Genomic DNA, 14,962 nt, shown 5'->3' with positions numbered 1-14,962 from the left:
TTAATGAGAGGGCTCAAGCCAAATGACCAACAATGTGTTCAAAACCGTCGTTCCTGGCGTTGATGCACTAATCGCAGCACTGGATTTGGAGCCTCATACCGAAGGTGGTTTCTACCGCAGGACTTTCCAGTCGGATCGCCATGCCATGGTTGAAACAGATAGCGGCCCGCGTTACCTGATGACATCCATTTATTATTTGCTGACCCAGGATTCGCCGACAGGCCATTTCCATCTCAACCAATCAGACATCGTGCATTACTACCATTTGGGAGACGCGATTCAGTACAGCCTGATTTTTCCAGACGGCTCGTTGAAAACTGTGGTGATGGGCAGCGACGTTATCGCCGGAGAATGTTTGCAGCTGCATGTGCCGGGCGGTGTCTGGAAAGCCTCGCGGCTTACGGATGGATTGTCGGGATACGGTTTGATCAGTGAAGCGGTTTCGCCCGGGTTTGATTATGCGGATATGGAGTTGGGTAATCGGCAGAAGCTCAGCGAGCAATTCCCGAAGCATTCGCAGCTGATTGGAGAGTTGACGCAGGAATGAGGAGCCTGGCCAATTGATCGCCTCAAAATCTGGGTGCAATAACCGGGCTAATCTCGAAACATAATGTTACGTGTAATGTATATTATGTTAAACGAGGTGCTATGTTAAAAATGTTCATGTGTCAGCCTTTCGTAATTACTGGACGGAAAATTTCTAAATCTGGACGCAAGAACCTTTGAGAATTCATAGGCTTGCCCTTTTCTGCTCGATCCTGTGTCTTCAGAATCGTTTTTTGATACTGGATGCTCTGGGCGTGAAATCTCAGCCCCGAGAATCTCCAGTCGATTGATCATACTCCTTCCCTTGATCTGCCAAACATCCACCCATCGACGGATCTCCATCGGCCGACAAGCGACAAGCAACAATCGACATCTGCTCGCCGGCGTAAGCATCTCTTGCCAATAAGTTGAAGCATCTCGCGATCGTTTATCGACGAAGACTTCGACACCGCATCAAAGCATTTCCGCGGATCACCGTTCCAAAATAATCACGGCGAGTCCTACGTCGGCCACATTGAGTTCTCCGAACTACACTTTTCCTGAGCTCACAAAACGTGCATTTCTTATGAACTGGACGTCAAACCCGTTCCCCATTTTCCCTACGATGTGGGTGTTCGTTCGCTGCTTAGACGAAGGCATGGATTTCCCCGCAAACATCCATGTTCTGCGACGGTTATCCGACATTGACCCGTCCTGCCGCCCAGTCGAAATGTGCCGTCACGCGGCGGATTTCATCCTCGAATCGATGCAAATCAAGCAAACACCTTGGGCAGGTCGATACAGCGACTACACCTCTGTGCTGCATATGGCCCTGAACTGGAGTTTCCTGGTTGACCGGCGGCCCATGACCGAGTGGGATACCGAGAGCCTGACGCGATTTCTACACTTTATAAAACAGCCTGACGACAATTGGGTCGCTCAGAGTCCGGCTGGATTTCGCTTCTTGCTCAGTGGCTATCCGGCTCTCACAAATCAGCCAATCAATCCGAGCTGGCGCCCATGTTACCGACCCGACCCCAAGGCCCCGATCGTCAGCACGGTGATGCGCCAAGTCCATGGAGTTACTTTCCATTTTCTCCAATATTTGTGGCGTATCGGCGTTCGAAAACAGCCGGCTCCTGTGATGGCCAAGCCTCCTGAAACCCCGTCTGATAAGGGCTTGGACGCTGCCAATCTATCGCCCCTCGAAATGGATTGGCTCTTCGCACACCTCGAACGCTGGCGCCTAACCAGTCCTGAGTACGAGATGTGCCGATTCATGCTCGCGGTGGCCAGATTCACGACTATTCCGCTATCCGGCTTGTCTCGGGACGGCCAGCACGTAGGTTTGCTCAGCCAATTTATGACTTACCAGCACCCGCCCGAACCTGTTGATCCGCCTCGCTGCAGTTCCTGGGTATACATTGATAACCCGGGGGCACCTCTGGAAACTGAGCGCCCGCTCTGCACCCAGTTCATTGGGATTTTGAAGGATTATGTTGAATCTCGAGGACTGCCAACCGGAGGTGCGCTCCCTGATGTCTGCACGTTGACGGAAACTCAGAGTTCGAAAGTCATGGCTAGCGAAGGTGTCCAGACCATGATTCGGCGACATCGGGTCGCTATTGCTGATGCTGCAAGGAATGATGAGACATTGCTAGACGCAGCAGAAACCGCGGCAAAACTCGCCCAGTTGACGTTCAGCCAAGTGAGGCGTTCGGCGCGTGCGAATCTGGAACTCGCCTGTAAAAAACCGACCACTCATAGGTGGTCTCGATGATATTCACGGGGCGCCTACATCTGACAATGTGAAGCTGCACGGCCCTCCGTGTCGAACTCATTGGCAGAAGAAGTAACGATGGGCGTGGCTCTTCGAGCGCGGCTGTCGTGAATCAAGCCCGCGCCCTGCGCGTGTCTTGACCCTGGCGGGCATCCATCCTCACGCCTGCGCGCTCCGCTTGCAGTGTTAGCTCGGGAGTTGCTGGGTTTGGGGAGCGATTATAGGGTTCCCGGCCGGCGGCTTGGCCGGTAGGAAAATCAGTTGAGGCTGGGGCATTCGGATTGGAATGAGCTCAATCCCCTGCCCCACAACCCTAATATTGCCGCGATTGCTAACACGATGCATGGTGACCCGGATGTGGTGCAATTCGAGTTACGCATTAATAAATCCAAAGGTTTGATTCGGTGTGGAGCGCCCTTGGCGCTGTCAGACCTTCCACGCATGGCTCGTTCGTTTCCGTTGGACGATCGCGCCAAGCCAGCGAGGCATTTTCATAAGTGCATTGCAAAAACCTAGCTGGCGCGGCGCCACGGATAGTGAAGAGTCAGGATTTGAGGTAACGCTTCCGGCTTTGAATGGGGGTTTCTGGAACATCGACACGGACGGTGTTGTTGTACTGCACTTTCAGATTCGCCACGCAGTCAATTGCCTGGTCTAGTGAAAGTACCGTGGGCGACTTCGCACTGTCGCCTAAGTGATTAACAATGCGCTTGTTCATCGATGAGATGAAGCGCTCCGTGCGTCCTGCATACCTTGTTCGCGCAGGCTCAACAACAATGCCCAACTGCTTACAGAGTTCACTCATCGCTCTGATATCGCGCCTGTCTACCATTTCAACAGTGTCTAGTACGAATTGGCGGATCTCTGATTGTCCCGCAGCGCCGCTAGCCCTGGATCCCCGGAATGAATCCTGAATGGCACCCATTGCCAATTGCGTAGTGTCGCCCTCAACGGATACCGCACTTGCCAAAATGCACTGGGATATGGGGTCGTAGATGAGCGCAATTTGAGGTTGGTGCATTGAGCCGTCCTTTCTCTGGACGAAAATTTCAGGGGTGAAAATTTTAAGCTTCACAGTGAGCTTATGGGTGTTGCCCACGTTGAAGTCTTGCGAGTCAAAGATCAGTCCCGTCCGCCCCGCTCTCGCATATGTGATCAGCCCGTCAATTGAGCACCCGGGGTGGCCTGGACGTTGCCAGGTACAGTCACCCCTTAGTGTCCAATACTCGCTAGCACACCAGAAGTTCTCGGTCACGCAGTGGCTAAGAGTATTGGACACACAAAAACGGCCAACCGCCATCCAGCCTTCACCAAACTTCACGGCAAGATCTTCATTAGCGGCTAGGGAGCGCCTTATAGCGTTGATACCGTGGCGGGAGTAAAAGTCCTCGAGCCCGAGATAAACCGATATTCCGGAGGCTTTAGCGTCAGCCGAAAAGCCACTCGAAGGCGAAACCAATTTGGGCTGCGGGTAGATTTGACAGGTGCGTTCAATGGCGCCTATACAAGCTGCCATGATGGGTTCGGATTGGCCAAATAGCTGGGTAGCGCGCACTGCTCCCCTAGCCACGTTTATCACCAGTGCCTCAGCATCCTCAAGATGGTATGGGAGTTCGAGGTTATTTTCGTCGTCTTCTAGCGCACTGAAAGATTCATAGCCAAGGCATCCCGCCAGAACCTCCTTCAATATCGAGTAATCGACCTCTGTACCCGAAAGAAACAATATTGTTGCGGCATCATCGGCTGCCTTATCAATGAAATTAGCCATCGTTGTCTCCAAGTGATTGTGGCCCTGAATGTCGCATTCGAATCGAGAGTGATTGTGATAAATGTTGGATAACTCATCTGGTGATTTTGTCTTAAAAGTGCGCTTAATGAGTTTCTTTTTAAATTAAGTCCTCTATTGTTTGTACGTGTTTATTGGGTGATAATTTTTGAGTTTGGCTCAATACAACTTGTGTAAGTGCTCGATAGTTTACGGTAGCTGAGCAAAGCTGCATGTCAAGGTTTCCAAGGTGTCGCGATGACGAGCGGCTTTAGTGCGTATTAGCCGAATATTGAGGATTCGTTTAATTAGGTGTTTATTGAAAATTAAGTTTCAGGGTCGCGGCGCCGAATATTAAACACAAAGAATACACGGAGCCTTACCTAAAATCTGCAGATTCGTTTTTATATCAGATAGATACGACGCTCGATTATTACATAAATAGATTGGCGATAATTATAGCGATAAATAGGACGGCTGTTGTTTTATAGGGAGCCGTTGCTTGTGGGCTGCTCTCTTCTTCTATCCTTACGGTCATAGTTTTTTATTATAGAAAACTGCGATATCTGTTTTGTTCTGCTATGAGCTATCAAGGACAGCTTCGGACGAAGAGAGCTCGCGTTTGTACATTCTGAGCTAAAGACAGTGTGCTGCCAACCACGAGGTAACTGGCCGAATGTTTGCAATCCTGATTCCGGAAGCCATTCATCGCAGTAATTATGTTTAAATTTTATCCGATCCACGGCAGACTTTGCCTAATAACGGCCAGTTCTCTAACCTTCTTATTTGAATTGTCAACCCGAAAACTCTTGCGCCATCCAAAAATCCATTGTTAGCCTGATAATCATGATATTAAATTAGGATCAGATCATGCCTACCTTTTCCATCGATGTTCGGCTATTACAAACTCATGTTGGGCGCGTGTTAGAGGCAGAACACACCACAGAAAAAAAAGAGTCAATTGAACGATCAATTTTTCAAGGAATCGGTCTGCTATACCACATGGTTGACGAAATCGCCCGGCGCCAGCCTAACTATGCTCGCGTTGGAGTTGATTTTTTCAATACGCGATTTTATGGATTAGGGGGGCGTCTAGATATTGGGGATGTATTGCTCTCCGCGGACAGCTGGAAAGTTAGAATGTATTCCGCTTGGATCGTTATTGACAAAAAATCCAGGGCGGAGGCATTAAAACTTGATTACAGCAAATTCCAGAACTATTGGCCGACACTAGATTTTTGCGCTAAGGATTGGAGTGCCGAAGTCGAAGCATGGATGAACGATCCCAATTAAGTGGAATGGGATCAGATACCAACCTGTAATGCCGAGGGAAGGCTCATGGCCTCCTAATGCGCTTGAATGTGATCAGTACTTCGAGCGCTTGCGAAACGTCCATGTGCCCCGCGCGTAACGGAAGCAACGCAGTAGCTATGGCCTCGGAGCCTGTGCTGTCGGCTCCAAGATCGACCGCCCCGCTGTTTTGAGCGCTGCCCTGCGCATCTTTCCAGCGGCGCCCTCCCCCAAGGTGCTCTGGCCATTCATGCGGATCACCGTACATCTCGAACGTTGTCAAATGACCAGTCCGCCAATCCCTCGCAACCCGTCGCCAGGTAGTCCGCTCGTACTCCCAAGGTCGGATCCGCCATAACCGCCATGAAATCTATCGCCTGATTTTTCGCAACCGTTAGTAGCGAATCCCACCAGGAGATTCGAATCGCATGGTTCTCACAGCACGCGAGCGAAAATCGGAGCAGCATGTCCTCAATCTTTCCGCCATCGCGCCCTGATTTCGCCAAGGAGTTGATGAATCGCTGGCAGCTTAGATCGCTTGATTCATGCCATGCGAGGATAAATGCCCAACCATATTCGGTGGGGGCTGTGAAGAAAACCAGGAGATCCAAGTCCCTGGTTTCGGGGCCCAAGTCCTGTAACTGACGACCTTGAAAATCAAAATCAGGGAAGATCAGCCCCGAGGCTTGTAGCGAGCATCGAGACGTCGACCCAAAGACAATGAACTTCAGACCGGTAAAATCGTTGGCCGCGAGGCAGCCATCGTAGATGAGCTTATGCCGTTTGAGCCGTTCAAACCCTAGAGACTGTCCATAGGCAGCACCGGTCAGCCACTGGCTCTGCTCGGAAGTCAGTCCTGGGTGCCCAAGCATTTCAGTGAGAGAGATCGATGCGTTCTCTTTGACAAAATATTCTCGGCAGATGCTGCGGTATGCGTACAACGCCACCTGATGGTGATCGATAGCCAGCGGGTGGTCATCAATGGGTGAAAAGAGCTTGTTATCGTGCTGCTTGCACATCCCGGGAAAGGTGGACGCGCGATTGACTCCTATTTTTTTCGGCAGTGGTTTGCCTTCTGTTTCCTTCAGCGTCGACAGATCTGCATTGAGTCGATATACGTGACCAGATTCAGCAATCAGGCCCAGTTGCCCCCGCTTCTGTATCGAGTGGGCCGAGATGATCTCGTTACATTGCAGTCCATCACTGAAATGCAGGCAGCGACCTTTCCGGCTTTGCTGCTTCATCGCTGCCTGATGCACGTTTGCGAACGACATGTCTGAATTCCTTATTTCACGTAGGCCTTGCCGCGACAGAGCTTGAGCCGACACAACAAGAAAGGTTGGATATTAGTGGCCAGAATCAAGCTGCAGCCTCGTGTGCGAGCAGCTGCAAACTCTGACCATACGAATTCAACGGGCATCCTTCGTTATTACTCTGCAGCATCTACCCAGTTGGCATAGGTAGTTTCAGCAGCATTGAGTCGATCAATTTAGATGTGGTTTTCAGTGCGACGGTCTTGGCCGCCAGCGTTGCACGCTCATCTGCCGCACTTGGCCTCCATCCATGAGCAATCGCCCAGGCTCTGATGCTATCAGCGTCCAGAGAATATCTCTTCCGTCGCACGCCCCGCGCTTACCAAACGGCATGCTCCTTGTTCCTAGATTTACCTTGCAAGGCAGCGAGAAAGTAACAGGAAGGTATGCACGGCGTGCGGCGATCAACAATGTTCGCAGGCACAACTCGAGCTGCGTGGAAAGACCATCAGAGGATGCTGATCATATCATCCGTTCGCTCACGGGAGGCTCTGGCGTGCCGTGTCACAAACTCTGCATCGCGATGGATGTTTGACGTGTACTAATCCAGAATCTGAGGGTGTTCACAGCGTAGTACGTTCACAACTTTCTTTGATTGAGGCAGCATTGATGCGGTTTTTTTTGGACACGAACATCTGGAGCTACATAGCGAATGAGGACGCGGGCAACGAACTGGCTATGCGCGCCCGGGCGGCAGGCGTGGAGATCGTCGTTTCTCCCGCTGTGGTAGATGAAGTGCAAGAGATGTCAGAGCCTGTCGGACGCCGCAGGCTGATTCAGTTGCTTACAAAAAAAGACTGGAAGCGACTGATGCCTGAGGTGTTCAGCGAATGCGCCGAGATCAAGGCAGAGATAATGAGGCTACGCCCTGAGTGGGCCATTGCCGAGCCGAAGATGGCGGAGTTCAATCGTCTCAGGTATGACTGGGTAAGACGCAATGGTGGTTTCTGGGATCGTGCGCGCCGGGAGATAGAGTCCGTTGAAACAAACGAAAGCGTTCGACGGGACGAAGAAAAGCGCCTGGCGGTTGAACAGGCATTCGCTATCAGAAAGCGAATGGAGAAAATCAAACCTGCTAGCCATCACCACTTGCAGAAAGTCGGATATATCCCAGAAACCGGTACTCCAGGCTGGTCAGGTGCCCCCGTTCAGTACTGGCGTGTACCTAGCCTGCATATGTTCATGACGGAACTCCGTGTTCACGAAAGTGCGGTGAGTGAATGGCTGGATTCCGAGATTGATGTTGCCGCCATGCTTTCATCGCCTGAGTCGATGAATCGGCTATGGCTTCATGAGCTCGATCCAGTAGCGGTTCCGCGGCAGTGGCTACGAGGGTCTTTTGAGTTTCTCCAGGCTTGGCACAAGATAACCACCGGCACGCCTGGTGACGCTCGACTGGCGGCACACTTGGTTGACGCGGACGTCTTCATCTCCGCAGATAAGAATTTCGTCCAATTTGCAGAGCGCTGTAGAGAGGAAGCTCCATTCGGGATCTGTAAGACCCTGCGTGCGCAGGGTAATCGCGCAGGTGTCGATGAGGTGTTGCAATGGATCTCTAACCCAAACACCCTATGACGTCCTGTTGCTATCCGCGGGTGTAGACTTCGCGACTGTCGTGGAGCCCAGGAGCTCTACGAGGCTCCTAGGCTGCTGTGATGAGGTAAACATTGTGAATGACCACCGTGATCTTCCAGGCAACGATCTTGAGCATTTTCTGCGAAATCAGTGTGGGGCATTCGACGAACGCGACCATTGGCGCCTGCATTGATTGGGTGCAGAGAATCATTGGCTTTTCATTCAGGCCTATGATGCCTTGAAGCACGAGCTCTACCTTCCAGCATGCGCGGGATTTCTTACTGCAATCGAGGCGTCACTACGCAACACGATGGCACAAGTGAAAGCTCCTGCTCAGGTCGCCAACGTTGACGATATCGCGCTGCTGAGTAACTCGCTGCTGCGTCAAGCTAGAGCCAATGGCATTTCAATCGACGGTTTAGCGTTTCCAGGTGAGCAGGATTTCGAATCGAATCTACCAACACGCCAGAACGTCGAAATAGCCCGAGTGCGGCACAACCTCTGCCATGGCAACATCCTTGAGTATGTGAATTCCCGTGAGGATACGCCGACATTCTTCACACCAGAGTGCTGCCGAAATCTGGCCTATAACCTTCACGCGATTTCGCGTAATTGGGTAGCTAGTCTAGGGTATTCAGGAAACAGGCCTTAGACCTTCAGTGATCGGTTGCTTGCGCAGCACAGTGTCCATGCACTGTGCCAAGTGCTCCTATCTCTCGAGATCGACAATCGTTACTTCCAGCTTGAAGGCGTTCTCGGTACGGTGACGACGTGTCTAGCAAGTCCCCACGTCCCACCTCAAAAAACACTCTTACAGCCTCTGGCGCTTGCAAGCGAGGTAGGCGCATGGCATTTTGCCATCTTCGCGTGGCGATGATCCCAACAGGGTTGCAAACCCGCAAACTCTTTAGATCGGCAGGTAGCATGCCCGCCCCCCCCCCAGATCACTGTTGACTCGTACTTCATCGATGACTGACAAGGGGGCATCTTGCGAGATTTCGTTTGAACTTGTGATTCCTGCCGTGGAAGCAAAACTGAAAGGAGCGGCAAATGAGTTACACGTTTTACTATGACGAATCGAATAACATCCGTTCTCTATATTTGACGAATGGCCGTTTCAACACGGACTCTCACGAAAACCCCTCCCCTTGCTTTGTGCTGGCCGGCATCGCTTGCAAGGGTGCCCACGCAACCAGTAATTGTCAGGAGCTGATTGACTCACTCCAACTGCCACCCACTGCAACTGAGCTCAAATTCAAGCAAGTGGCAAAGGGGGGCTTTCTCGACAATCTCAAATCGGCGAAAGTCACTCAGGTTCTAAAATGGCTGCTTGATTCTGACTACTATCTCCACTACATGAATCTGAACATGGAGTATTGGTCACTGGTCGACATCATCGATGACTGCTGTGACCATGCCGACAAGCACGGCATGTTGAATTACGCTCCGGCGGGTGGGAGGCGGCAATATGTGGACTACCACAAGGACGCCTTGTATTACCTCATGTGCAAATACAAGGGGGACTTCCTAGCAGCGCTCTCAAAATATCGATATCCCAACGTAACGTCCAAGAATGCAGCACCTTTCATCAAGCGGCTGAACGAAGTGGCGAAGAAAAATCGACAGGTTTCGGCTCGCCTTGGTGGCAAGATGAGCAAGGAAGACTTGTCGCGCACTATCAGCCTATCGAAACTCTTTGATTTGTGTCGAAACATCGAGTCGCTGGACATGGTGTACACCTCTGATCCCTACAAACTCATTGACGGTTTGTCGGTATTCTACCGACACAGCATTAGCCTCTTCGCTTCGTCGCACCATATTTTTGACAATGAATTTGAGATCGAGAAGAGCTTTAAAAAGGTCTCAACTTTGGACGGCGTGCTGGCCTCCAGCAAATTCGAGTTTGTGGACTCCAAGCAATTCCCGCCTGTCCAGGTTTCTGATGTGATAAGCGGCCTGCTCAAAAACTATTTCACTTTTATCGCCAAGACGAGCGCTGCAGATCTGGCTGAAGCCAAGAAATCGCTTACCCATAAACAGCTAGAATGCCTCACCCTTCTGCAGAAGCTCATCGAGAAATCCGATGGTGAGAGGTCAGAGCTACTCTACTATGTCATGTCGCAGACTGAGCACCACAAGCATGGGGTATTTCTGTTCGACAAGGATGCCAAGGATGAATTCGTGAGAGTGGTTGGCGGCAACGCCTGACTGATCCCCCGATTGCCCTTCTGTTTGTATTGGAAGGGCAATCGCGACTCAGGGGTTAATAAATTTCTCTATTTGATCCGGCCTACTCTCAGTCATTCATAGCGAAAGGCGTTTTTGCCCCTCGCGTAACGGGAGCAACGGAGTAGCTGGCACTGGAGCCAGAGCTGTCAGTTCCAAAATCGACCATCCGGCTGTTTTGAGCGCCGCCCTGCGCTTCTCTCCAGTGGCGCCCTCCCCCAAGGTACTCTGACGTATGGCCAGGCACAGCATGTGAGTCGGCCGGGTCATCCCCACGTACATCAGCATCATGTCTTTCTTAGCACTGTCCGGTGGCCTCTTGGCAGCGGCCTTTTGGCCCTCAAGCCACGGCATGAGCTTTTGAATTAAGTGGGTCTTCCTGAAGGTCTCCAGAATTAGCGTCGCAGAATGGGTTTTGCCCTTTTCCGAATGAATGGATGACATCCGGATATCGACGCCGTCGGCGCCCTCCTGGAATCGGTAAGTGTTTATCAGTGATCCGCCGCTTTCTCCGGCTTCAGTGGCTGCGGGTGCAGGCTCCCAAGCGAGGTACAGATGGGCTTGGAGATCAACTGCTACGCCCTCAACATCATGAAGAACAGCTGCCAGCAGCAAGAGCTTGGGTGAAATGACCTTGATCCAATCATGCTCTGTGACCTCCGATGGCACGAACAGAATTTGCTGGATGCACTCGCGGTATTGAGCGAACGCTTCAGGTTTGGTTGTGAGTATCTCTTCGACTGAAGCGTGGTGTCGGCCTCTCAGTTGCACCGGGCTATTAGGAAACGCCAATACGCTCAGATTGGCCAGGCAGTAAGCCAGCAGCTCAACGGCTGAAGCGGCTGTAGGCTCTCGCATCGCATAACGCCGAGCAATGCGTGCACCTTCGGCGAACGTGCGAGGCTTGAACGATGTCTTGGTCGTATCAGACCGATAGGATGGCCAGTAATGCTCCAAGGCTTTTGGGTACTGGTTCTCTTTGAAGTTCTCAAGCCGGTGTACCGCACCGACAGCGAACACACCCGCCTTGCGGGTTTCCGTCGGCAGATGCTTAAGCACCAGTTTTGCGAACTCATCCAATACCTGGGTCGCATCTTCGTCAGGGAAGACGATGATCGTGTTGGGGACACTGTCTGGCGTACACGGCGCCCTTAATCCTACTAAACCATTTGTGATGGGGACATACGCAAAGGGGTTGGCGATCGATGCAATGGCCTGATCAAAGCGGAAGCTGCTGGCGATCTCCAGCTGACGGCCCGGATCAGGGAACGGATCCTGCATTGGCGTCTTCTTCTCGAAGATTTCCTGGTTTGGATCGCCGACGCGAATGACTCGGACGTCTGGGTCATCGTGGGGAAAGACACGCTGAAGCACGCCCGCTTGATCAGGTTGGGTGTCCTGCATTTCATCGATCAAGACGCAAGGGAAGCGCACGCGTAATGCAGCGCCCACGCCCGCCTCCTGATCGAGTAAGGCGTGGCCCAGCACGAACACCTCATCGAAGCAGAAGTAGCCAGCCTTGGCTGCGCCACTGAGCGATTTCACCACACTCTTGTAGGTGGCCGTGTGTGGCGCAAAACCAATATCTTCAGCGCCGAGGGGTCGGTCGAAATCAGCAGACCTGATCCGCAAGCTGTGAAGACTTTTGAATTTCTTCTCGAAGGCGGCTTGTGCACCTAAGTGCTCGCGGTACGTCAGCTCCCTTCGACGTGCTTTATGCGTGGCCTCATCGTCAATGGCCTGCAACGTAATCCCTTTCGAGCGTAACCATGGCGAGGCCAGGAATCTGCCGGTGAAACCATGGATGGTGTCGATGTAGTGAGGAAAACGCAGCAGCCGTTGCCCCACCTCGGTGCCGCCTAACCGTTTCTCAATCTCTTCTCGAGCCGCGTTGGTATGCGATAGCACGCAGATTCCTTGCATACGGCTCTTCCAATGGCGTGCCAGAATCGCCAGCTTCGCCACTACCAAGGTCGTTTTACCGCTCCCGGGACAGGCCGCAACATCAACGGTATCCATCGACTTCAGAAAATCTCGACGAGGCTCGTCTAGCGCCTCAAGCCCCATCAGATCCATGACCCAGTCCACATCGGCGTCAGTGATGGGGGCAACCAGTTGGTTGAGTGTCATTTGGCGACCTCCTCCACCGGGTCAGCCGATCCTGGATTCGGTGCAGTGGGCACGGTCACGGTGTGAGCCGAACTGGAGGTCGTGGCCAGTGCTGAACCCCCCGTCGCATATTCGATCGCGTGAACAACGTAGGTGGGCAGCAGCCCGCGCAGCGTTATGGCATCCAGGGTGCGAGCTTCGAAACGTTGGTCAATCAGGTCGATCAGGTGCTGTGCTGCGATCGCTTTGGAGGCCCTTTTAAACAACTTGTAGATCGCGGAGCACCGAGCTTCCTCGGTGGTATAGGTGGACTGGATTTTAGCGAAGGCCGTGTCCGCTTTTTTCAACAGGCTGTCCTTGGTTTCCTTGCCTTCATCGATTTTGTCCTCATTGATGGCCAGGTATCCGGCATGATGGACTTCCTTCGAAAGGCCTTGGAACGCCAGGTCGTATTCGAGCGTCCAGTGGTCGGCAACGAACGTGCGCACACATTGCCCATCGCTCTCGGTTCGCTTGTCGCGATGCTCCTTGAGACCTTTTTCAAGGTCGGCCGGGGTGATACCAAAGTCTTTCATGGCGCGCCAGCGCCGGTCGGCTTTGTCTGGCCAGACCGACCCCTTCACCCCCTTCAAACTCATAATCTCGGGCGCGCAGTCCGGCATCACGTCCATGTCGGTGATGCATGCCGTAGGCACAGTGATCTCGCCTTTTGAAGCATCTTTGCGTTGCAAGATTTTTGAGTAGCGCCGCAGCCCTACACCGCCAACATTGATGATCGATACGCCGTGCTTGGTAAGATCCTTACCCAAGCGTCGAGCAAGCGAAGGCAGCAAGATTGCTTCCGCATCGCCTTCCACGACAAGCAAGCCCTTTGCGAAGAACAGCCCTGCCTTGGTGACGTCCAGGAAGCGGCTGAGGAAGCGATAATCATCAGGCGCCAGGCAGGTCTGACTCTGTGCTAGCGAGAAGGCCTGTTGCCGTTGCATTAGCACCAAGTTCTGCAACGGTATCTTCGAGCTCAGATTGGGGCTATGGGTGGTGAGGATGACCTGAACCGGCCTCAAGCCTGCCGAAGGCCTCGCCGCTGCTTCAAGAAACTCCATCAATTGGAGCTGACGTTGCGGATGCAAGTGGGCTTCTGGCTCTTCGATAAGGAGCAGCGGGAGTCCGTCGGGCTCCTTACCGAGCAGCAGTAATTCGCAGGCCATGAACAACACGTTGTTTGACCCCAGCCCGTAGATGCCTCGCGCCTTTCCAGTGGCATGATCCAGCAGCCCCAGTTCCAATCGCTCCAGGATCTGCTTGAGCTTGGCTGGATCAGTCCTGGCTTCCCCAAAACCGATGCTACTCGTGAGGGGTTGGCCAGCGAGGGATAGTGGGCGAAGGTAAGTTTCGTTGATCTCCTTTTGAGCGGAGACGATGGCACCGTGGCGGTTCACAAGGTGGCGCAGGAGATCGCCCATGCCGGCAATGCTCAGCGCTTCTGCGTCAGAGAGGTCGACCGGGAGTGCAGCCGAATCGAACGAGTTGCCCGCCTCAATATTAGGGAAACTGCTCAATACCTGGGACAGCCTAGAATTGCGGCCTGGGGACATTTCCCGCTCAGCGTCCCGCAGTGGTTTCAGGTATGCAGTGGCTAACAGTTGCCGTACACCCACATCCAAAGCCGGGCCTTCTCCGTTCTCACCCGATCGAACCGAGATATCGACCCATTTGCGGGTGGAGGCCGATGCAACGACGCGGCGAGCCGACCAGTGAACGTACAGTCGCCCAACGCCACCGGTGTACGTCACGTACTCAGCGAAAGCGCCGAGTTCCGCCACGCTTAGGCCTTCCAGGGTGCATCTGAGGGTGATGGTCTCCGCCTGAGTGCCATCGTTGGCAATGTGGAAGTCCTCGATTTGCAATCGAAGGTACTCAGCATCCCGGGTCTGCAAAACGTACCGGATCGCATCGATGACGGCAGTTTTACCCGCATCGTTCTCACCTACGAGAGCAGTCACGCCTTCATTGAATTGGATGTTCAGCGCATGATTGTCATGGCCGAACTGACGGAAATTTTTGATTTTCAAAGCCGAAAGGTACACAGCGCTGCCCCCATCCTGATTCCGTGGCAGGGAGAGGGTTTGCCCAGCGCCAGCCTGGCTAGAACCATTCCTCCCTGAATGCGGTAGCTGTATGCCACGAAAGCCTGTCGAGGGCTACTCGATTCGGTCGTATTAAATCCTGCTAGCCCAAGACGTTGCACTGTCCTGGCGTCGGGCGAACATACTGCAACATGCTTCCTCGCTCTGGAAACGTCGGTATGGTAATCGATCGCTATCATCACGCTCGCGTCGCCATTTATCGGAACTACCCTCCCGATATGAAACCGAGACG

At 52.9% G+C, this 14,962-nt stretch carries 10 protein-coding genes; 6 read left to right on the top strand and 4 right to left on the bottom strand.

Going from position 1 to position 14,962, the window contains the following annotated elements; translation table 11 throughout:
* Positions 1-22: 22 nt before the first annotated feature.
* Both DJ564_RS16740 and DJ564_RS16735 read left to right on the top strand, forming a co-directional pair.
* Entirely contained in the window at positions 23-547 is a 525-nt protein-coding gene (locus DJ564_RS16740; RefSeq protein ID WP_109631558.1) for a cupin domain-containing protein, read from the top strand.
* A gap of 564 nt (positions 548-1,111) precedes the next feature.
* Entirely contained in the window at positions 1,112-2,305 is a 1,194-nt protein-coding gene (locus DJ564_RS16735) for a hypothetical protein (RefSeq protein ID WP_109631555.1), read from the top strand.
* A 544-nt stretch (positions 2,306-2,849) separates the two neighbouring features.
* Here DJ564_RS16735 and DJ564_RS16730 read toward each other — a convergent pair.
* Positions 2,850-4,073 (bottom strand): hypothetical protein, encoded by a 1,224-nt coding sequence (locus DJ564_RS16730; RefSeq protein WP_109631553.1) that lies wholly within the window; start codon positions 4,071-4,073, stop codon positions 2,850-2,852.
* 867 nt (positions 4,074-4,940) lie between these two features.
* On the opposite strand from DJ564_RS16730, the gene DJ564_RS16725 reads away from it, so the two are divergent.
* Positions 4,941-5,363 carry a hypothetical protein gene (locus tag DJ564_RS16725; protein WP_109631550.1) on the top strand — a complete coding sequence of 141 codons (423 nt, stop codon included), beginning with the start codon at positions 4,941-4,943 and terminating at the stop codon, positions 5,361-5,363.
* A 254-nt stretch (positions 5,364-5,617) separates the two neighbouring features.
* Here DJ564_RS16725 and DJ564_RS16715 read toward each other — a convergent pair whose 3' ends face one another.
* Positions 5,618-6,634, bottom strand: coding sequence for a hypothetical protein (locus DJ564_RS16715; protein ID WP_109631544.1), 1,017 nt, complete (start codon positions 6,632-6,634; stop codon positions 5,618-5,620).
* Between the two features lie 648 nt (positions 6,635-7,282).
* On the opposite strand from DJ564_RS16715, the gene DJ564_RS16710 reads away from it, so the two are divergent.
* From DJ564_RS16710 to DJ564_RS16700, 3 genes are all read left to right on the top strand, one after another.
* Entirely contained in the window at positions 7,283-8,248 is a 966-nt protein-coding gene (locus DJ564_RS16710) for a PIN domain-containing protein (RefSeq protein ID WP_109631542.1), read from the top strand.
* Between the two features lie 193 nt (positions 8,249-8,441).
* On the top strand, positions 8,442-8,900 hold the full coding sequence (locus tag DJ564_RS16705) for a hypothetical protein (protein ID WP_256597424.1): 459 nt from the start codon (positions 8,442-8,444) through the stop codon (positions 8,898-8,900).
* A gap of 398 nt (positions 8,901-9,298) precedes the next feature.
* Positions 9,299-10,456: a DUF3800 domain-containing protein gene (locus DJ564_RS16700; RefSeq protein ID WP_109631539.1), complete on the top strand. Its 1,158-nt coding sequence runs from the start codon at positions 9,299-9,301 to the stop codon at positions 10,454-10,456.
* 96 nt (positions 10,457-10,552) lie between these two features.
* Here the strand turns inward: DJ564_RS16700 and DJ564_RS16695 are convergent, their stop codons facing one another.
* Positions 10,553-12,604, bottom strand: coding sequence for a UvrD-helicase domain-containing protein (locus DJ564_RS16695; RefSeq protein ID WP_109631537.1), 2,052 nt, complete (start codon positions 12,602-12,604; stop codon positions 10,553-10,555).
* On the bottom strand, positions 12,601-14,670 hold the full coding sequence (locus DJ564_RS16690) for an ATP-dependent endonuclease (protein ID WP_109631534.1): 2,070 nt from the start codon (positions 14,668-14,670) through the stop codon (positions 12,601-12,603). The genes DJ564_RS16695 and DJ564_RS16690 overlap by 4 nt, the downstream gene beginning before the upstream one ends.
* Between the last annotated feature and the right edge of the window lie 292 nt (positions 14,671-14,962).

The sequence above is a fragment of the Pseudomonas sp. 31-12 genome (assembly GCF_003151075.1).
Classification (GTDB): Bacteria; Pseudomonadota; Gammaproteobacteria; order Pseudomonadales; family Pseudomonadaceae; genus Aquipseudomonas.
This window is presented reverse-complemented; position numbering and strand designations above follow the sequence as displayed.